At 62.6% G+C, this 19,188-nt stretch carries 13 protein-coding genes; 7 read left to right on the forward strand and 6 right to left on the reverse strand.

The genetic code is table 11. From position 1 onward, the window contains the following. Positions 1 to 2: 2 nt before the first annotated feature. Positions 3 to 1,874 carry a DUF2075 domain-containing protein gene (locus tag LGT36_RS12790; RefSeq protein WP_226097383.1) on the reverse strand — a complete coding sequence of 624 codons (1,872 nt, stop codon included), beginning with the start codon at positions 1,872 to 1,874 and terminating at the stop codon, positions 3 to 5. Positions 1,875 to 2,014: 140 nt separating this feature from the next. Between LGT36_RS12790 and LGT36_RS12795 the strand changes: the two genes are divergently transcribed. Beyond that, positions 2,015 to 2,371, forward strand: coding sequence for a nucleotide pyrophosphohydrolase (locus tag LGT36_RS12795; RefSeq protein ID WP_226097382.1), 357 nt, complete (start codon positions 2,015 to 2,017; stop codon positions 2,369 to 2,371). A 35-nt stretch (positions 2,372 to 2,406) separates the two neighbouring features. Here the strand turns inward: LGT36_RS12795 and LGT36_RS12800 are convergent, their stop codons facing one another. From LGT36_RS12800 to LGT36_RS12815, 4 genes are read right to left on the reverse strand one after another with little or no spacing between them, the layout of a single operon-like run. Next, a complete protein-coding gene (locus LGT36_RS12800) occupies positions 2,407 to 5,742 on the reverse strand; it encodes a DEAD/DEAH box helicase (RefSeq protein ID WP_226097381.1) in 3,336 nt (1,111 codons plus the stop codon). A gap of 1 nt (position 5,743) precedes the next feature. Next, the gene (locus LGT36_RS12805) at positions 5,744 to 8,653 is read right to left on the reverse strand and encodes a DUF1156 domain-containing protein (RefSeq protein ID WP_226097380.1); all 2,910 of its coding nucleotides are present in this window, start codon (positions 8,651 to 8,653) and stop codon (positions 5,744 to 5,746) included. Positions 8,654 to 8,662: 9 nt separating this feature from the next. Next, positions 8,663 to 9,133, reverse strand: coding sequence for a hypothetical protein (locus LGT36_RS12810; protein WP_226097379.1), 471 nt, complete (start codon positions 9,131 to 9,133; stop codon positions 8,663 to 8,665). After that, complete coding sequence (locus LGT36_RS12815) at positions 9,130 to 12,408, reverse strand: ATP-binding protein (RefSeq protein ID WP_248642106.1); 3,279 nt, start codon at positions 12,406 to 12,408, stop codon at positions 9,130 to 9,132. Before LGT36_RS12815 ends, LGT36_RS12810 begins: the two co-directional genes overlap by 4 nt. Positions 12,409 to 12,688: 280 nt before the next feature. Here LGT36_RS12815 and LGT36_RS12820 point away from each other — a divergent pair, with 280 nt between their 5' ends. Next, a complete protein-coding gene (locus LGT36_RS12820; protein ID WP_226097377.1) occupies positions 12,689 to 14,368 on the forward strand; it encodes a DUF262 domain-containing protein in 1,680 nt (559 codons plus the stop codon). Position 14,369: 1 nt separating this feature from the next. Here the strand turns inward: LGT36_RS12820 and LGT36_RS12825 are convergent, their stop codons facing one another. Further along, positions 14,370 to 14,999: a hypothetical protein gene (locus LGT36_RS12825; RefSeq protein ID WP_226097376.1), complete on the reverse strand. Its 630-nt coding sequence runs from the start codon at positions 14,997 to 14,999 to the stop codon at positions 14,370 to 14,372. Between the two features lie 76 nt (positions 15,000 to 15,075). On the opposite strand from LGT36_RS12825, the gene LGT36_RS12830 reads away from it, so the two are divergent. The 5 genes from LGT36_RS12830 to LGT36_RS12850 all read left to right on the forward strand — a co-directional run bounded on the left by LGT36_RS12830 (position 15,076) and on the right by LGT36_RS12850 (position 19,039). Beyond that, a complete protein-coding gene (locus tag LGT36_RS12830; RefSeq protein WP_226097375.1) occupies positions 15,076 to 15,780 on the forward strand; it encodes a DUF429 domain-containing protein in 705 nt (234 codons plus the stop codon). Positions 15,781 to 15,804: 24 nt separating this feature from the next. Beyond that, positions 15,805 to 16,731, forward strand: a complete 927-nt coding sequence (locus tag LGT36_RS12835) for a nuclease-related domain-containing protein (RefSeq protein ID WP_226097374.1) — start codon at positions 15,805 to 15,807, stop codon at positions 16,729 to 16,731. A gap of 76 nt (positions 16,732 to 16,807) precedes the next feature. After that, entirely contained in the window at positions 16,808 to 17,248 is a 441-nt protein-coding gene (locus tag LGT36_RS12840) for a hypothetical protein (RefSeq protein WP_226097373.1), read from the forward strand. 145 nt (positions 17,249 to 17,393) lie between these two features. Further along, positions 17,394 to 17,573: a hypothetical protein gene (locus LGT36_RS12845; protein ID WP_226097372.1), complete on the forward strand. Its 180-nt coding sequence runs from the start codon at positions 17,394 to 17,396 to the stop codon at positions 17,571 to 17,573. Positions 17,574 to 17,848: 275 nt separating this feature from the next. Further along, positions 17,849 to 19,039, forward strand: a complete 1,191-nt coding sequence (locus LGT36_RS12850; RefSeq protein WP_226097371.1) for an RtcB family protein — start codon at positions 17,849 to 17,851, stop codon at positions 19,037 to 19,039. The last annotated feature ends 149 nt before the right edge of the window (positions 19,040 to 19,188 follow it).

Here is a 19,188-nt window from a genome sequence, read left to right on the forward strand (position 1 = left end):
AGCTAGCCCACCTGCCTTCGAAGGTACTCGAGTGTCTCCTCGTCCGTCGAGTACAGCACCGTCCCGATCATCCCCCGCGTGAGCAGGACCTTGTAGACGTGCCGCACGAGACGGTCGAAGTCGGCGTCGCTCACAGCGCTGCGGTTTCGGAAGTCGGGGTCCTTGTTGAACTGGCGCTGGCTTACCCACCGGCCCTCCCGAACCACAAGGTCCGGCCCGAAGATCACGCCATTCCAGTCGTACTCGAAGCCCTGGGCCGTGTAGACGCACCCGACCTGACCGAAGCCCCCCTCCTCGGTGGCCCAAAGCGCAGACGTAGGGGCATCGCCGATGCGACGGTCTGCCTTGGAGTTCCAGGGCCGTGACCAGTTTCCGATCTGCACGTCGGCGACCAGGCCGTCGTCGCCGGGGTTCGACCACTTCCAGCAGTAGCCAGCGGTCATCCGAGCCGAGTAGCCCTCATCCATCTTCTCGACCAGCCGGGCTTCGAGGTCTTCGACTGAGTCGGCCACCTCAACCGTGAACGAGTCCTCGTTGGTCCAGGGTGGCGTGGTGCCTTCGCGGAGCCCGAGCATATGGAGGACCCAGTCGACGTACGCTGCGCTACCGCCCGCGCGATACTGCGCGCCAAGATCCACCTGTCGAACCTGGAAGCCACGGGAGGCCGCGTGGGCCTTGATCTCCGCGACGGTGCCCATCTCGCCAGGACGCACTACTTGGTACTCGTCTAGCAGGAACACCGGCACGCGCGCGACGTCGAGAAGTTCCTCCACCTGAGCGCGGGCGGTCTCTCGGAGAACCTTGGGCGTATAGCGGTTGACCGACTTCTCGCGGATGCGGTGCGCCTCGTCGAGGACCACCACGTCCAACCCGTTCTTCTCGGCTTCCATGAAGCTGTTGAAGTACTTGAACAGTTGCTTCGTCTGCGGCGACCGGTGACCGGCGACCTTGCGCAGCGTCTCCGTGAAGGATCGAGAGCCCGTGGCGTGCAGCACTGTGCGGCCCTTGCGCGCCAACTCGCCTAGCAAGGAAAGGGCGATCACGCTCTTTCCTGAACCAGGTCCGCCCGTCACGACGATGACTTCTTTGGAGTCCGAAGAACGGGCAGTTTCGACGGCCCTCATCACTAGCTCGAACGCGACTCTCTGCTCGTCGAGCAAGACAAACTGTTCACGGTCGCGAATCTCGTCCGCGGCGAGCTTGAGCAGTTGTTTTGACGGGGCGACGGCAGACCCAATGAACGCGTCTGCGGCGGCGTTTCCACTTTCCGGAGAGAGGCGGCTTTGCAGAAACTCGACGAACTCTCCCCGACGCTCGCCCGTGTACATGCGCCCGTCGTTGCTTGGGGGAACCGCCCAGAGGTCCGCGACCCCAGCGTCGACCGCGTTGTGCAGGAACGCCGCCCCGACGAGGGAGTCGGACTTGCCGTCGAGGACCTTCAGGAAGTCGCGGTAGTAGCGCGCATATCCGCCTACTTGGAGTGCCGGATGGAGCACAGGGTTGTAGGAGACACCGTCGACGTCGACGAGCGTTTCCGAATCCTCGTGCCGATGAGCCTTGGTCCACTGCTTGAGCTCAACGACGACGTACGAGGGTTCCCCGGTGCGCGGATGAGTGCCCGCGAGAACCACGTCGGACCGCTTGCTGCTGAGCGGCAGGCCATGTTCGAGGATGACCTCGACGCCCATGAGGCCGGCATCAGTCAGGACATGAGCGAGCTGCGGAATGCTGTTGTGCCACGATGCTGATTCCTTGGCTCCCGGCACGCCCAGTCCTCTGAATCTCATGAGGTCGGCAAGTTGGTGCTCGACCGTTGAGAAGTCGCCCGCCGCGTAGTTGGCGAGAGTGGCGGCGCTGTGCCGAACAACCTGCATGGACTTCCCCCTGGCAGCACGAAGTGATCGTGCGGAGGGGGCATATCCAGAAGAAGGAAGCCCGTCGGACCGCTATGCCAGCACTCTATCTGCGGCCGACGACTGGGCCGAACTTCGTCGTGTTGTGGGAGAGTCGGATCATGGACAACTCCGACTCGATCGCGGCACTCACGGCAAACCTTAGGGAGTTTGCGCGCGAGCGCGACTGGGAGCAGTTCCACGACCCGAAATCCTTGGTGCTTGCGCTTGTAGGCGAGGTGGGGGAGCTCGCTGAGTTGCTTCAGTGGATTCCGGCGGACGGTGCCGTAGATCACTTTGCCGATCCGGCACGCAAGCGGCGTGCAGGCGAGGAGATGGCTGACGTGCTGACGTACTTGGTGCGGCTGGCAGATGTCCTCGACATCGATATTGCTGACGCGACGTGGGAGAAGTTGGAGGCATCGAGGGTGCGGTTTGCGCCGGAGGTCGTGAAGGGCCACGCACCCAGAAAGCCGTAAGGTGCTTTGCGCAGCGGTGGAACGCCGGACTGGTGTCAGAGTTTCTGGCGTGCTCCCCGCGGGTTAGCGTCCGCCCCTGGCGAAGGGAGCAGCGCCGCAAGTTCAGGCGTCCCAAAAGTGAGGAAGACAAGCGAGGCGTCGTCGCTCTCGTCCCAGGTCGCACGGTCGAACGTGACCGGGAGAGCCTCGACCGGAGACTGATTGAAGTACTCCTCGATGTCGCGTACGCCATCGAGTTCGTTGAATGAGAGCCTGGACACTGTCTCGGCCGGTGGCTTCAGGCGGTAGACGTTTGGACGCTCTTCGTCCAACTTGAACGCGGCGCGGGTGAGTCCATTCGTCGTGAGCAGGTGCTCCAAGTCCTCCGGTGATGTGGCGCCGACTAACTTGGGCGGCTCCTTGATGCGGCGCTCACCGGCGGGTTCGCCTAGGTCGCCGTTGCCCACCGGTTCGTTCTTGATGTCCTCAACCTGCTGGCGGATGTCGCCGACCTCGGACTCGATGTCGGTGGGTGTTGTGTGACCGAACAATGCGAGACGCTCGATGGCCTTCTCGATGTTCGCGAGTACGGGCGCGGCATCGCCAACGATGTCAGTGAAGTCTCCGTAGTCCTCCGCGATTCCCTTATAGACCTGCTCCTCAACCGTATCGGCGTAGAAGTAGTTGCTGATGCGGATGTCCTTGTAAGACGCGCCGATGCGATCAATGCGGCCGATGCGCTGCTCGACGCGCATGAGGTTCCATGGCATGTCGTAGTTGATGAGCCGTCCGGATGTTTGCAAGTTCAGACCTTCACTCATGGAGTCGGTGCCGATCAGCACTTCCAGCTCGCCACTGCGGAACTTGGTCTTGATCTCCGACTTTGTGACCTCGGCCCAGGTCGCCGAGTCGGTGTCATAGACCTCACCGCCCCGGCCGGAGTAGCAACCGAGCCGTCGGTAACCTGCCGTGATAAGTCGTTCGCGGACGTAGTCCATCGTGTCGGAATACTGGGTGAAGATAACCACTGACGAGTACGTGTTCAGCGCCTCGGTCATGTCTGCAACGAGCTTGGTGGCTTTGCTGTCTTCGCCGGTGATGCTGTCGAGGTCTTGGAGGAACGACTTGAGTTCGGTTATCTCATCGCGGAGTCGGTCAGCCCTGGTGTCGAACGCCTCCGGCTCGAACAGCGACCCTTCGACATCGACATTGTCATCGTCGGTGAGCAGCTCAGCGAGGTGAGTGCCATTTTCCAAGACACTCAGCCGACGACGAAGCGACCGCTTGATCGCCTCGAACGATGAGGTCAAGCGACGGCGATAGACGGTCATGATGAACCCGAGCGCCTGATTTCCTGCCTCTGCCATGTACGCGTTGTAGTGGCGACGGATGTACTCCTCGATGCGCTCGTACAGTCGGCGCTCGTTCGGCTCCAGCGGGATGAACTCATCTTTGACGTGGCGGTACGGGATGACCACGTCGTCGGGGATGATCCCTTCGGCTTGGTACTCGCGCATCGTCGTTCTGGTGTTGCGGAACACTCGATCCCGCATTGGCGTGTGTCGGCGGAGCCACTTGTCCATCCACTCGGAAGTCTCGTTCGGGAACTTGGCCTTCAGGTCGGCACTCGGCGAGTTCCCGGCCAGAGCCGTGACCGCGTACGCACCCGTCCAGCCAAGGGCGTCGTCGATTTGCTGTTCGAGGTCAGTGTCCCGCTCGGCCTGTGGGTCGGAGAAGTAGTCCTCCAGCATCGCGCAAAGCAGGTCCCAGTGGCGATGCATGGGGTCGATTGCCAGAAGTTTGAAGTATCGGATGAAGTCGTCGGCGCTGACGCCCCATCGACCCTTGAGTCCGAGTAGAGAGATCAGGTCCCAGGCTTCGTGCGGGTTCATCTGCATTGGTGTAGCCGTGGCCAGGTACAGTGCGCGCCACATCTCCCTGTCGCGCATCTCTTGGAGCAGTGCCAACAGCGAGTTCGGAGTATCGGTTGGCTTGGAGCCGCGTCGCCGGGCGTGGTGGGCTTCGTCGACCAGAACGACATCCCACGGACCCGCGTCGAGAACTTGACGCCGGCGGTCTCGGCGGCGGGCAAGGTGCGACGAAGCAAGCACGACGGGAAAAGCCGACCATGGATTCGCGTTCGGAGTAACGGGGATCGGCTGGTCGTGCCGATCCACGAAGATGCCCTTGTCGAAGCGGGGAACATCGAGGTTCATCTTCTCGTGGAGTTCTTCTTGCCACTGCTTCATCACAGACGCGGGGACGAGTAGCAGGGCCTTCTTCGCCCTGCCTGATGTGAAGAGTTCACGGAGGACCATGCCGGCCTCGACGGTCTTGCCGAGCCCGACCTCGTCGGCCAAAAGGTAGCCGCGTGGGTAGGTGCTCACCACACGGTTGATGAGTTCAGCTTGGTGCGGGAGAGGTTGGGCCCATGCCGATCCGACACCGGTCCAGGACGATTCCCTTGGTGCGTCGCGCAATGCGACGAGTTCGTCCCATGCTGCCTCGACATCGAACTCATCGGTGTCGTCGGCCGCCGAATGCGGCACCTCCGAGGGAGGCAAGAAGACGCCCGGTGGTAGGGGTGGTGTGTCGGGCGCGTGCTCGATGAGGTGCATTCGCACTGCCGTCGGCAGGTCAATGACGGCCCATCCCGCATCGGCGTTGTCTGTCCAATGCTTCTCGAAGTCGAGCACCTTGTGGACACCCAGGTAGTCCCAGATGGGGGTATTCCAGGATGGATAGGCGTCGAACGTCTCGTGGTTCTTGGCCCAGGCCGTCACCGAGGAGTTGTTCGAGCCGTTGAAGGCGACCCGGTTGCCGTAGCCATCCGCGAAGATGCCGTACTTGGTGTGAAAGTAACGACCCGACTGCTCATGCGTCAGTAGTTCGCCGCTCTCTCCTCGTGGGACACCGACGCGAATCTCAAGTCGGTCAGTGGCAACCATCCACGCGAGCACGCTCAGATATTCGTTCTGAACGATCCGTGCGCCCGCAAGTTCCGGGTCGGCGAGGAGCCTCTCCGCTACTACGTCGTCGAGGGGCTTGCCTTCGATGACGGCCTCCACGTCTCGTTGGGCGAGTTGCGCTCCGACGATCAGTCGCATCTTCCCGCCGTTCGCGAGGAAGTGGGCCGTACCCTGGGCTGCGTACTGAAGCTCGGCTGCCGACCAGTAGCCCACGGCTCTGTCGTAGGTGACTGCCCGTGCCAGCAACGGGAGGTAGAACGTCTCGAACGGACGATCATCCGGCGAGTAGGTTGCTCCAAGATCAACCGTCTGGAACGAGTCGGGCGACGAGATCGGGTCGTAGGGAGACCGATCGGAGATCACCGGCGCAGCCGGTGCGGCTGGCGGTCCGGGCAGTAGAGCGTCGCTGTCGTCCGTGGTCATGTCACTCCACGTCGAACAGCGTGTTTTCGTTGGGGTCTCCCGGTGCGGCCATCTCTTCTGCCTCCGGTAGTACGACATCCTCGAAGTAGAGGGTGCAGAGTGTGTCGATGAGCCCAGCCTCCGGCACCACCCACGCGCCTTTGACTTTGGTGCGTGGGATCGCGTTCGCCAAACCTTGCAGGGTGGAAATGAACCCGGCGTTGCTGGTGTATCCATGACGGTCGAGGAACCGCTTTGCAGCCTGCTGGCCGTCCACATCGGCGATGTAGAGTGCCGTGTCAACGGCGTCAATGACGTGCTCGAACGATGGTGCTTCTGGCGTCACTCCAGGCAGTTCAGAGTCGGCTCCCCGACGTAGACGTTCCTTGGGTGTCAAGAGTTTGACCTTGCCAGATGCCTTCGAGACGATCTTCGCGCGTTCCAGTTCATCGACGTCCAGCCCTCCTACTGCGAGAGCCAGGAGACGTGCTGTGTCGAAGGGGAACTCCCGAGCACCGAACGTATCCCATGCCAGGAGAACGAAGTCAGTGAGGCCGTCCACCTTTGCGGCCTGACCGACAAGGCGGGAGCGGCGAAGGTCCACGATTTCCTCGCGCGCCAAAGCCAGGGCATCTTCGGGGCGGAGCAACTGGTCCCGCCCGTCAGCATCCGGAGTGGACGAGTAGACGGGCCAGTTCTGCGATATCACCGACAACGTAGGGCCGTAGGTTGAAAGCAGGAGGTCAACACCGTCGATGCCGTCGTGTTGAAAGCGGGTCGCGGCGTCTCGGGCCGCCTGACGAATGTCGTGCTCGATGTCATCGAGATACACCTTGTGATCGTCTGCGTGATTGGCCCGCTTCCGACAGACCAGCATGATCGTCGAAGCAGCCGAGTTCATGTTCGCTTGGTGCATGGAGTGCTCGAACTCGGTGTTGACTGGCCACGACGTTTCGATCGTGAACCCGGCTTGCAGGAGTCCCATCCCAAGTGTGTCCCAAGCTTCCGCGCGCTTGTGAGTGAACATTACCGAGAGGACGCCGTCATCTGACAGTACGCGTCGCGACTCGGCGAAGATCGACGTCATCTTCGTTTCGTAGTCAAGGTCCGCGAGCTCGCTCTTGCGCTTGCCCATCGCCGCGAATCTGGCCGGGTTTGCGACGGCCTCGTTGTCCTTGTCGGTGAGGTCATCGTGGAAATAGTCCGGCACCAGTCGCCCGAGCGTCCGCTTCTCCCAGACGTAGAAGTAGTCGGCCAGCTCCGCGTACATGACGTTGTCGTAGTACGGCGGGTCCATGCAGACGTGAGTGATGGAACCGTCGTCGAGTAAGAGGCTCGCGGCACTGCCTTGAGTGACGGTGACCTCGCGATGAAGTCGTGCGCTCGTTCCCAGGTCCGCCGCTCCCGTCTCGTCCAATAGGCGCGCGATGCCGCCGTACGCATCGTCGAGCTGATCAAGGCACCACGAGTACAGCGCAGTGGCCCCTTCAAACTCTGCGAAGGTCCACTTGAAGGAAAAGTCGTGACGATCGAAAACGCTTCTCATCCCCTGGCGCGCGACGTTCCACGAAGAGAGCCGCGAGTTCCAGTTGAGGGCCTTGCCCTGCATCAGCGCAAGTTCGAAAAGAACGTCATCCGCCCCATCGCCTATCGCGTCGCGCAACTCGGGGATAAGCGCCGCGAACTCTTCGCCGAAAGTTCCGTGGACGAGCGCTTGTCTCGGAGTGTAAAAATCGATCCAGCGGTCGAGTCCGTAGTGCTTCGGACGGAGATCGTTGCCATCGGGAAACTCCTCTGTCGGCAGAATTCCGGATGAGAGCCACCCATCTTTGACATCGTCGAAGTGCTGAGCCGCTGCCCGCAACGCGTCAGTATCGGCGTTACTGGGGGCGCGGAAGGTTCGTTCCCCCGACGGCTTACGGATTGCCACTGCGTAGAGAAGTTGCTTCATCTGGCCGCCCTGTGCAGCCGTCTTGATGTAATCACCATCAATAACCAGATTGTCGTAAGGCGAAATCGCCTTTCCGCGCGATATGGTCCCTGTGCCCGCATCGACCCTATCTACATCCCGACCGAGGGCGACCTCGAAGCGCGGTTCCGCCAGCTCGGTCCCGTCGACAGATGTGACCAGCCGCACGGCTGCTTCCTTGCCTGCTGCCTTCCTCAGCCACTTGTCGGTGAGCAAGGGAACGAGACGACCGGTGCGAGGACAAGGGACCGCATTCGCCCAGATGTAGGCAGTGACGCTTTCCCCTTCGTTGAGGGGGAAGAACTCCTTGAGCCGCTTCTCGACTCGTTTTACGAGAATACTTCCCCATTTCTTGATCTCGGGAAGCAGGTCGAGACCACGGGTTGCGGGTATCTCGACGCCGGCTTTCAGCACGCTGGCAGCGACTCCGTTGATGTCATTCGCAACGACGGGCAATCCCAGGCGGCTTGCCGCCCACGGAATCGACCCGCCGCCGGCAGTGGGGTCGGCTATGGTCGGAAGTTCACCCCAGGTGTGACGGAGAACAGCGTGAAGCAAATCGATGTCTAGGCGCGAGACTGGGTTTCGGAACGCTTGGCGGTAGCCGTACCCGTTGCCTTGTAGCTTCACGCCTGCAGCGTTGGCGGCGTCGATCATGCGCCGTCCCCGGACGGGGTCGCCGAGAATGCCCACGAGGCGGAGTAGCCAAGCCCGGTAGGCGGACTCTGTGCGCACCTCTGATGAGTCTGGGAACGCCGATGCTAGATCTTCGGTCCATGTCGGCATGACACCGGCGAGCGCGACGGCGGCGGACGCCACAAGTGGTCGGCGAGCCCACCAGATGTGGAGAAAAGAAAGCGGCGGCAGGGCCGAGGCGGCTCCACGCTCTCGCCGCGACTCGATGCCGAGCTCTGCGACGGGTAGCCAGTCCTCGATAAGGACTCGTGGTCTTGAAGTGGTCACATCGTGTCCTTAGTCGGCGAGGAGGGTTCGGAGTGCTTTGCGCGCGCGGTTACCGTCGAGTCCCATGCACTTGGAGTACCAGTAGTAGGTCTCTTCGATGCTCATTGCGTTGATTCCGGCGACAAGCGCCCGAACCCGTTCGTTCTTGGCAATGGGTTGTGTCGTGAGCAGGACGAGCGCCAGACGGACTCCTTCGGCTTCGCCGAGGCGGATTGGCGCTTTGCGCTTGAACGCCAGAACGCTCGGATGGTGGCCCGCCTCACGAATCGCGACGAACAGCGCGTCAACCACCCGACCAGACTGAACGGGTGTGGCGGTGCTTACCGGTGCGGTGATCGTGCCGCCGTTCTCGCCGTAGGTTTCCTCAAGTGTCACGCCGAAGGCTTCGCCGCGGCCCGGTGTTACGACGATTCGGAACCCTCGGACCCCTTCGACCAGCGCGAGGTGGGGTGCGGGGCGAATGCGTTTGACAGCGCTCATTTGGTCACCTCGGCTGTCATCGTGGTGCTCTTCATTCCGAGGTTCTTGATGACCGTGTGAATCTGGGCGAACTGGGCATCGGTGATGTCCATAGCCGGAGAGAAGCGCAAGATCAGGGTGACCTCGCCCGCGACCTTGTTCGCTCCGGCAACGGCCTTCTTCACATGGTTGTACGCGGACTGGAAGTCCTGACGGTCGGCGGTTCCCTGGAATTGGACTCCGCCGGTGACACCCTTGAACTCGGCGCGGATGGTGGCGCGAACGGTGATGTGCTGCTTTTGCAGCATGCCGAGCGATGCCACGGCAAGGTCGATGTCGCTGGTACCAGACGCCTCGTCCGCGGTGACCTTCAAGGTCATCGTGCTGATTGTGGGCACGGTGAAGTCGGAAATCTGATCGAGCAGGCTCTGCATTGCTGCACCACCCGGGCCTGATGCGCTGAACGTCTTCGAGTTCGGTGTGCGGGTTGGCACCTCGATCTCCTGCGCATCTGCTGTTTCTCGGCTCAGGATGCGCAGGCCGTCGAGACCCTTGTCCTTGATTGCTGACGGTGACAGTGCCCTGACGCCGGGGGTGGGCTCTGCGTCGAGGACAACGAACCACTTGTAGTCGCTGGCTTGTACGGCGGTGGCGAGCAGTTCGAGGACATCGGTCTTGGTTGGCTCGCCGCCACACTGGGCTTCGAGACGAGAGCGAATCTCAGCGCCGGTGAGGTCATCGTTGGTGACGACGGCGCGCAAGTCGGCCTGGGTTGGCTTGCGCACGAGCAAGCCTCGTGACTGGGCTTCGGAAGCTGTCATCACTTCCGCGTCGGGTTTCATCTCCGGCGAGAACCCAGCCATCGTGCTTGACGTGTGTGTCTTTCCGGTACCTGCGTCGTAGTAGACCCAGTTCTCGTTCTTGACACCGTTGACGATCGCTTCACGGATCAGGTTCGGGTTTCGAACGATTTGGATGGTGTGGTCAGTCCAGAAGTAGTCGGCGATCGAGCGGGTCGTCGCCGAGCTCGCGGCGTGCCAGGTCTTCGAGCGGAGATAGGAGGCCGTGAAGGGGCTGCTTCGAATCTTGTCCTCATCTTCAAGGAGGCTCAACACTGCTGAGGTTGCGTTCTTTGTATCGCCCTGTGCTTGAGCTGGAAGCTCACGATGGCGCAAGTACCCCGTGGCTTTGTCGCCGAAAGGGAAGTAGATGTGCTTGTAGCAGCGCGTCACGGCGATGCGAGCGTTGAGGTTGGCCTCCTTGTTATAGACCTCCACCTTTTTGCGCACCTCGTCGCTGAACTGTGTCAGGCGCGCGGTGTCGCTGGCAAGGTTGTTGGAAGCGATCAGGGCGCGTGCGCGGTCCTTCAGGACCTCGACCTGCTCTTCGTCGGGGACTGCGAACACGACAGCGTTGCGGTAGGTCCTGGGACTTCCGACCGATCCGACCTTGTCAAGCATCTCGACGATCGCGCCAGGCGGCTGTTCTGCGCTTTTCTGCTTGACGGTCACGACGTTGTAGTCGAGCACGACGACTCTCAGTCCCGCCTCGTCGTGGACCTCGGCAGGGCCAGACGGGAAGTGGACGGCTTTCGCGCCTCCGTCGTTGGCGAACGCGTTGCGGATCAGGGTGTCCACCATCGCGGCTACTGCCGTGTTGGCGACGTTGCGCTTCTCGGTCTCGATGATGGCGTTGACGTTCGGCTCGATGTTGAACCGCCACCGACCACCGTCGAACGACAGGTGCCAGAAGACCTTTTCGGACTCGGTGAGCGCTTTCTCGAAGATGGCTGTGTCTTCACCCGGACGGAGCGTGCCGACGATCCAGTCATTGCGTCCAGCTCCTGCTGTCGCCACCATTTCTAGGGAGTGCGTGAACACGGTGCGCGCCACACGCGTGGCGTACGCAGGTTTGCCCGGGAAGACTTCGGTATCTACCGCCGCTGCGTGCGATTGCTTGCCCGCGAAGTCCCCCGCTGCCACCGATGCGTATTCGGCCCGCCCGAGTCCATCGGTGAGGTGGTTGAGGACCGGGTCGTTGTCGAAGTCGATGTCGCAAACGTTGATGATCCCTGCGTCATCGTTCGTGTCGTAGATGTGCGCCACGACCTCTGCGAGCAGTTTCAGCGCGCCTCGCGCCCGCTGGAACTGGGTGATGTTGCCCAATCGCTTGTCGAGCACACGGACCAACTCGGGATGGAATGGATACGTCGTCGTGACCAGGTCGCCGTAGGTCGCGGGGTGTTCTGCGCCGCCAGCGAGTTGCTCGGTCTTGCCGAGTGACTCGTAGAGGCCCCGGTACGCGTCGCCCGCCGCCTTTGCCGCGCTTTCGTCGACCGACTCGAAGATGCGCTTCTTGAGAATCTCGCCGATCTCGTTGTCGTCTGCCGGACGGATCACGGCAGATGGCTGGACGGCACGGGTGAGCACGTCGCCAGTCTCTTCCGCGGCCTTGACCGAGGCGGCGTTCGCAGTGTCGGCGCGTTGCTTCTCGTCACCCGTTAGGTCGCTGATCTCGGTTGTCTCGGCACCGAACGCGTTGGTCGTCGAGGCCAAGGTGATGATGACGGACACTTTGTTGGTTGGGTCGGAGGCGACCTCAAACAGATTCCCCAGGAACACCGGGATTGCCCGTGCCATGCGACGCACGTCTTCGCTGCCGGAGGACGACACCGCACGCAGGTACTTGGCGATCTCGTCCACGATGACGACGGCTGGCTTTCCCGCGAAAGCAGCCTTGATTGTGCCGGTGCCCGGAGCTGTGCGCTGGGCATCGTTCGCGGCCATGGCCTCGTATGCGGCGTCGCCGATCTGAGCGGCCATCTCGCCCCAGAGTGTGTACGTGCGGTGCCCACCTGTCTCGACGCCCGCCGTGGGATCAAGCGCGTCACCGACGAGCGCGGCCACCTGAATCGGCCCATCAGGCAAGAGCGCGGGGTCGATAAACTCCGCGATGTTCGTCGGGCGTGCCCCACCGGCGAGGTGGTAGACGGCGGTGAGGCCGTGAGTCTTGCCGCCTCCGAACGAGGTCGTCGGACGAAGGACCCCGTTCTCCCCAGCGACGCCTTTCGTTCCCGTGACGCGACCAAAGGTCTTGGTGAGTAGCGTCTTCAAACCAGAGGTGGGAAAGGTCTGCGCGAAGAATGCTTCCGCGTCGCCGTAGACCGGGTAGTGTTCGGCGTCCCGCACGACCTTGTCGAGCTGGGCCGCGAAATGGTTGTCGGCCAGGCCGCCCTGCAGGACGTCTTTGCGCGGCACGCACGTTTGCCTTAGTGGCGTCAGTCCCTGATCACTCATGGTTAGCATCCCCAGCCTCTTCCGAGCGTGGTCGCTCTCAAAGTCGACGAGTCGCACGCGCGGTCCGCGACGTGCCAAGCGACTTCTGACGACAGGGTTCAACTCTACCTAGCGGCCCACCAGCCCGAGCTTCGCAACCTCGTCGTGTCGAAACCCCGCGGCTCCATCGCTAGAAAGGGTCTTGCCCGCCGGGGCACGCCGCCACCCAGGTCACGCCGGGTGAGGCAAGCGCTCCTCAAACCTCGTTGCGCGCAGTTGTTGAGCCTGAAAGACTCCCCACATGGCAAACGCGCTCTCGGCCCACGAAAAGACTATTGAGAAGGTCCTCTGCAGCGATTTCCAGTTCGCAATCCCCGGTTACCAGCGGCCCTACCGCTGGGGCACAGATGAGGCGCTGCAACTGCTGGACGACCTCGAGGAGTGCCTCGCCCGCTCGTCGGACGAGCCCTACTTTCTTGGCTCATTGGTGCTTGTCGAGGCAGGTGGAATCGAGTTTGACGTGATTGACGGCCAGCAGCGCCTGACCACGCTGACGATTCTCTTCGCGGTGTTGCGCGATCTCGCATCTCCCGACGTCGCAGGCGAACTTGACCAGTACGTGCGTGAACCCGGCAGCCGGGTGGCCGGCCGTATGCCCAAGCCGCGGCTCGCATTGCGCACCCAGGATCGCGAGTTTTTCGAGGCCCGGATTCAAACACCGGGTGGAACCGCCGGCATTGGGGACTTGAGCGATACCGACGCAGCCACCGAGCCGCAGCGCGCTATCCGAGACAATGCGTCGGCACTGCGCAAGCGTCTCGAGTCCACAACCGATGAATGGCGTCTGGAGCTTGCTCAGTTTGTCACCCAGTCCACCTACCTGGTGGTGGTCGCGGCCCCAGACCTGAACAGTGCCTACCGCATCTTCAGTGTGATGAATGCACGCGGACTGGATCTCACTCCCGCTGATATCTTCAAGTCTCAGGTGACCGGCGAGCTCGGAGACGACGCGACGGAGACGAAGCGGTGGGAGGGTCTCGAGGAGTCGCTTGGTACTGACGACTTCTCGGATCTGTTTCGAGACATCCGAACGGTGATCTCTGGAGACCGGGCGCGTCGCGAACTCTTGAAAGAGTTCCCGGAGCAAGTACTCGGCTCGTACCTAGCGCGTGGCGCAGATGGGCGTCGAGACTTCGTCAACTCGGTGCTGGACCCGTACGGCAAGGCGTTCCTCCACCTGCGAGAGAGGGACTTCGCGGGCGAAGGCTGGCACGAGGTCAATGTGTGGCTACGACGGCTCGCGGCGCTGGATAACTTCGACTGGCGACCGTCCGCGCTCTGGGTGCTGCGCCACCATGCGAGCGACCCTGTCTATGTAGCAACGTTCCTTGCGAAGCTCGAGCGGGTTGCCGCCTATCTGCTGCTGACCGGCAAGTACACCACCCCGCGCACCATGCGGTTCTTGGAGCTACTGAACCAACTGAGGGACGGCGACGAACTCGACGCAACGGCGCTAGAACTAAGTGCGGAGGAACGCGCGGACGCGCTCAACGCACTCGAGGGCGAGGTGTATCGCATGCAATCGCGGCGCGCCCGGTACGTACTACTCAGGCTCGATGAGGTGCTCGCGCAAGACCCGGGAGTGTCGTATAGCCACGGCGTGCTCAGCATTGAACACGTTCTCCCACAGCGACCTCGTGAAGAGAGCGTCTGGATGGCGAACTTCACAGACGAGCAGCGCGACTACTGGGTGCACCGCCTGGGCAACCTTGTGTTGCTCAATCGCAAGAAGAACTCCCAGGCGGGCAACTACGACTTCGACGAGAAAAAGGTCAAGTACTTTGCCGCGAGCGGCGGCTCTGCCGTCTTTGCGTTAACGACCCAGGTGTTGAGTGAGCCTGTCTGGACTCCCGAGGTCATCGGGCGTCGGCAAGAGGCGCTTGTACGCACGTTGGCCGCGACTTGGGGGCTGCTCGACTAGTTCAGTCGTCGCAGTAGTCGCAGACGCCTGCGGCTGGCAACTGGTGTTGTCCGGTTCGGCAGAGTTGTGGAGCCGCGTCGGCAAAGCGCCGATGTGTGATGCCACCTGAACGGACAGCATTCTCAGGAAAATGCACAGTCCACCAGGATTCGTTGCGTACTGCGAAGTCGGCAACCGTGTGGCCAGCGTCGTTTCGGACCCATGCGTAACCCCTGTTGATCGTGGCGACGACTCGTTTGCCATCCGGTTCCACGAGCGCAATGTACGGCTGGTTCGGCTGGGGGATGTAGAGCGCCGAATGCTCGACACGGGCGGCAACTTCTCGCGCTCGAGACTGGTTCGCCACGGCAAGGCCGAACTGGCGCAAGGCGTCTTCAATCGAGTCGAAGTACATCCTGGACGAGGGCGACACGGGGTCCTCGCTCGCACCGAAGTCCAGACCAAACTGAGGCAGACCAGAAGGCAATGACTTGCCGACGTGTCGCGCGACGTCGAGCGCCATCTCGTAGTCGAGTTGCCACCGGTCGTACGCGTCCTCGCCGTTGGGCCGGTAGACGGACCTTAGGTAGTCTCGCAACACCTTTGGCTCGAGTCCCAAGATCGCCGCGAGTTCGTTCGGTGTGATCCCCATGGCTTGAACCTACGCCCTCGGCCTGACGAACGACGCTGCGATTGCCCGTGTCTGCCCTCTCTGCCAGGCTCGACGCATGACAGTGCTAGGGCTGGATGGCTGTAAGAAGGGGTGGGTTGTCGCTGTGGCGGAATCCGGCCGCCTCATCGACATGTTCATCGCGAAAGACGTCGGCCAGGCCATCGATGTAGCGGGGCGACGTTGGGACATTGATGCCGTAGTTATCGATATGCCGATTGGGCTCGCCGACACGATTCCGCGAGTAGCCGACGAGCAGGCCCGGCAACGACTCGGCGAGCGCCGATCTAGCGTTTTTGATGTGCCCATTCGTAAGGCGCTTGAGGCCGGGTCTACGGCCGAGGCGAATCGCATCTCCAAGGAGATCACTGGCCGGGGCGTTGGCTCAATGTCATACGCCCTGCGCGACAAGGTCTTTGAGATTGACGAGTTCGTGAGGTCCGCATCCGTCACCGTGCGGGAGGGGCATCCCGAGGTGAGCTTCGCGGGGCTCGCTGGGCGGCCGCTGAGCTACTACAAGAAGACCCTGCCTGGCGCCCTTGAGCGACGTGCGCTCCTCGAGTCAGTCGGCCTGCTCCCTGCCGTGGATGCAGAGATCGCACTCAAGCGCCAGGCCGCGTTTGACGACATTAACGACGCCGCCATCATGGCGTGGACGGCGCTCCGAGTGACGGCTGGAGAGGCGGAATCGCTGCCTGAGACGCCTGGGGTATTTTCAATGGATGGCCGAGCGCCATCTGGTTCTAGGTCCAGGCGACGGTAGCTTGGAGGACGTAAGGGGGATCCTTTGACCGACATCGTCATCACACCGTGGAAGCGGTACGGACATCACCGTGGTTACGCCGCGCTGCAAGACGGCACCAAGCTCGGCTGGATCGACGTGCCGACTGGCACGGTCGAGCTCGAAGACGGTGCAGAGCGGACAAGCACCGAGACCGCATTGACCGCATGGCGTTCGCAGTTGATCGACGGTGAGCCAGAGGCAGGGGCTCCAGCGGGTCTCGTCGAAGTGGTCCCGGCCCCTGCGCCGGAGCACGTCGCGCCGAAGGCGCCTCTGGCCGTCGATCGCGACTGGGTAGACCTCGCTGACAACGTGCCCGGCCAGGGTGTTCGTCAGAAGGCCGCGGAGGAGTGGGAGCGGCAGAAGCGCATCGGCAACTTCCTGGCCTTCATGGGGCGTGTCGCCGATGCCGATACCGAAGAGCGCGCCTGGCGAAAGGGAGCCGAGGGCGAGGAGGTGATTGGCGCGGCACTCGACAAGATGCGCAAGCGTGGCTGGCGGATCCTGCACTCGATCCCGACCGGCGAGCAGTCGGACATTGACCACCTAGCCATCGGCCCGGGCGGGATCGTACTCTTCAACTCGAAGCGTCATAAGAACGCCAAGATCCAGGTGAGGCGCGGAGGCATCTACGTCAACGGCGGGCAGACCACCCACGTCCTGCAGATCAGAAACCAGGTCAAGTTGGCGGCCAAGAAACTCTCTAAGGCCCTGGGCCGGCCGGTGCACATCCAGGGATGCATCGCGATCCACAACGGCGGGATCAACGCGCCAGATGTCACGTTCTCCCACCACTTCGACGACGTGTGGGTTGCGACCCGATGGAACGTCACGAACGGGATGAAGCGCGCCGATCCGGTCCTTACTGACGCCGAGGTCGAAGAGATCTACACCGTTGCCCGTCGATCCACCACCTGGTTGCCTCGCGCCTAGAGGCCAGAGGCGACGCAGCCAGTCGCACTCCGAGCCACGGGACCGCAACGTCTGACCTCTCTGGCACGCTGGGCTCATGAACGACGTCGCGAATCTGCTCGGCCCATTTGTGAGTCTCTTTGCGGCTGCTGCTGCGGTCATCTCTGCCGTGAGGGCCCATCGCAGTGCGGAGCGGATTGATCGGCGCCGCCATGAGGCCGAGCACCTCGGGGCGCTGATAACGTCGTTTCGCGCCGAGTATGCCGAGTTCATGGCGGCTTGGCCGTTGCAAGTCACGATGAAAGAACTTACCCCCGTCCTTTTTCGCGGCGAGGTCCTCTCGACCCATCCTCTTGCCAGCGCCGAACTGCAACATGGCCTTGAGGACGTTCTAAATCACCTTGTGCGCTCACTCGCCGAGCGTCGAAACGTCGGTGACGAGTTCAACGAGCAGATGGCGGCAGTCAGCCATGAAGTTCGGCGCATTTGTGCCTCGCAAACGGAGAAGAGGGCGCGCCTCTACAGCGGAGCTTCCTGAACTATTGCTGAGCTGAATGTCGAGATGCGAGCGTGCAGGTCTTGCCGAACGTAGTTGCTTGGGAGCACTGTCCTCGACTTGTGCGCTCACAGCGGGTGCACGGGCGCAACACCGCGCCAACCACCGCACATAGAGGTCCCGCGCGATGAGCATCAAGCCCACCACCGCCGGGACCTCTGTGCACCCCTTTGAGCTCAGCGGTGCCGACGCGCGCTATCACGCCAACCCCTTGGCAGGCCGGACCAAGCACAGCGCGCTCCTGGGCGATCTCTTCCCACGGGAGGAACGCCCAGTGCGCCGCGAGGGCTTGCAGTTCCAGCGCTGATCACAGACGTGCCCACACGACCGTGGGCCCGCGTGACGGCGACGAGCCGGCTCCACCCCTAGGCATCGGCCACCCGACGCGTACCCTCGCCCGAACGCGAGCCGGGGCCCCAGCGTCGGCCCGGCCCACGCCAGGGAAGCCACCCCTCCACCCGTCACGGAATCGTGCGCGCGCACGCCTGCTCGCCGCGGCATCTCCACCACAACGTCGGCCGCCCTACCGCGGGGCCCCGCCGACACCCGCCACAACAAACACACGAACAGAAAGGAAAGACCATGGAGAAGCTGAACGCTCGGCTTCTGAACTGGGCATCCATCCTGGATCCCCAGACCAAGGAGCAGGCGATCACCACCTCGTCCATGCCGTTCATCTACCCTCACCTCGCGCTGATGCCCGACGCCCACCTGGGTCTGGGCGCCACCGTCGGCTCGGTCATCCCCACCCTGGGGGCGATCATCCCGGCCGCCGTGGGGGTGGACATCGGCTGCGGCATGATCGCGGTGAAGACGCAGTTCACCAAGGACGACGTCGCGGGTAAGGACTTGGGCGCGCTGAGGGAGCAGATCGAAAGGTCGATCCCGCTGAGCGCCGGAGGCAAGAACCAGAAGATTAGGCACACCGCTCAGGCACGGATCGAGGCCCTCGAGGCACTCGCCACGCCGACGCAGCTCGCCAGGATCGACGGCCTGTCGCGGCTGTGGCGGAACCAGTTGGGCACGCTCGGCAGCGGCAACCACTTCATCGAGGTCAGCCTTGATGAGGACGACGCTGTGTGGTTCTTCCTGCACTCCGGGTCCAGGGGCGTGGGCAACAAGATCGCGCAGCACCACATCGCGATCGCCCACACGGTGATGAGCCGGTACTGGATCACCCTGCCCGACAAGGACCTCGCCTACCTGGTGGAGGGTTCGGAGGAGTTCGACGAGTACATCGCCGACCTCACCTGGGCTCAGGCGTTCGCGCTGGCCAACAGGGAGGAAATGATGGACAGGGTGGTCGACCAGTTCGAGCGGTGGATGGGTGCCGCGACTGGTTCGCCTGTCACCGTCGAGGAGTTCACCCGGATCAACTGCCACCACAACTTCTCCCAGCAGGAGAGGCACTGGGGCAAGGACGTCTGGGTCTCCAGGAAGGGCGCCATCCTTGCCCGGGAGGGCGAGTGGGGCCTCATCCCTGGCTCGATGGGCACCGCGTCGTACGTGGTTCAGGGTCTCGGCAACGCCGTGGCGCTGAACTCCTCGCCGCACGGGGCTGGTCGGGTGTTCTCGCGGACGGCCGCCAGGAAGCAGTTCACCAGGGAGGACCTGCGGGCCTCCATGGTGGGCATCGAGTACAAGGACTCCGACGCGTTCATCGACGAGATCCCTGCCGCGTACAAGGACATCGATCAGGTGATGGCGGACGCCGCCGACCTGGTGGAGATCCGGCACACGCTCAGGCAGATCGTGAATGTGAAGGGGGACTAACCGGCCGACGCAGGGGCCAGGGCAGCAAGGGGCGCGGGCCTCGCCGAGAGGCGACGCCCTTCGGTGATTCGGGCCCCACCGGTAGCCAATGTGGGGTGGGCGTTGTACCTTGAGAAGCCACATGTGTTCGACCGTGCTTCAAAGAAGAA

Origin of the sequence: Demequina sp. TMPB413, assembly GCF_020447105.2 — a bacterium.
In the GTDB taxonomy this organism is placed as follows: domain Bacteria; phylum Actinomycetota; class Actinomycetes; order Actinomycetales; family Demequinaceae; genus Demequina.

Coding starts and splice junctions, on each gene's coding strand:
- LGT36_RS12790 (WP_226097383.1), bottom strand. CDS start 1,874: ATGCAGGTTGTTCGGCACAGCGCCGCCACTCTCGCCAACTACGCGGCG.
- LGT36_RS12795 (WP_226097382.1), top strand. CDS start 2,015: ATGGACAACTCCGACTCGATCGCGGCACTCACGGCAAACCTTAGGGAG.
- LGT36_RS12800 (WP_226097381.1), bottom strand. CDS start 5,742: ATGACCACGGACGACAGCGACGCTCTACTGCCCGGACCGCCAGCCGCA.
- LGT36_RS12810 (WP_226097379.1), bottom strand. CDS start 9,133: ATGAGCGCTGTCAAACGCATTCGCCCCGCACCCCACCTCGCGCTGGTC.
- LGT36_RS12815 (WP_248642106.1), bottom strand. CDS start 12,408: ATGAGTGATCAGGGACTGACGCCACTAAGGCAAACGTGCGTGCCGCGC.
- LGT36_RS12820 (WP_226097377.1), top strand. CDS start 12,689: ATGGCAAACGCGCTCTCGGCCCACGAAAAGACTATTGAGAAGGTCCTC.
- LGT36_RS12825 (WP_226097376.1), bottom strand. CDS start 14,999: ATGGGGATCACACCGAACGAACTCGCGGCGATCTTGGGACTCGAGCCA.
- LGT36_RS12830 (WP_226097375.1), top strand. CDS start 15,076: ATGACAGTGCTAGGGCTGGATGGCTGTAAGAAGGGGTGGGTTGTCGCT.
- LGT36_RS12840 (WP_226097373.1), top strand. CDS start 16,808: ATGAACGACGTCGCGAATCTGCTCGGCCCATTTGTGAGTCTCTTTGCG.
- LGT36_RS12845 (WP_226097372.1), top strand. CDS start 17,394: ATGAGCATCAAGCCCACCACCGCCGGGACCTCTGTGCACCCCTTTGAG.
- LGT36_RS12850 (WP_226097371.1), top strand. CDS start 17,849: ATGGAGAAGCTGAACGCTCGGCTTCTGAACTGGGCATCCATCCTGGAT.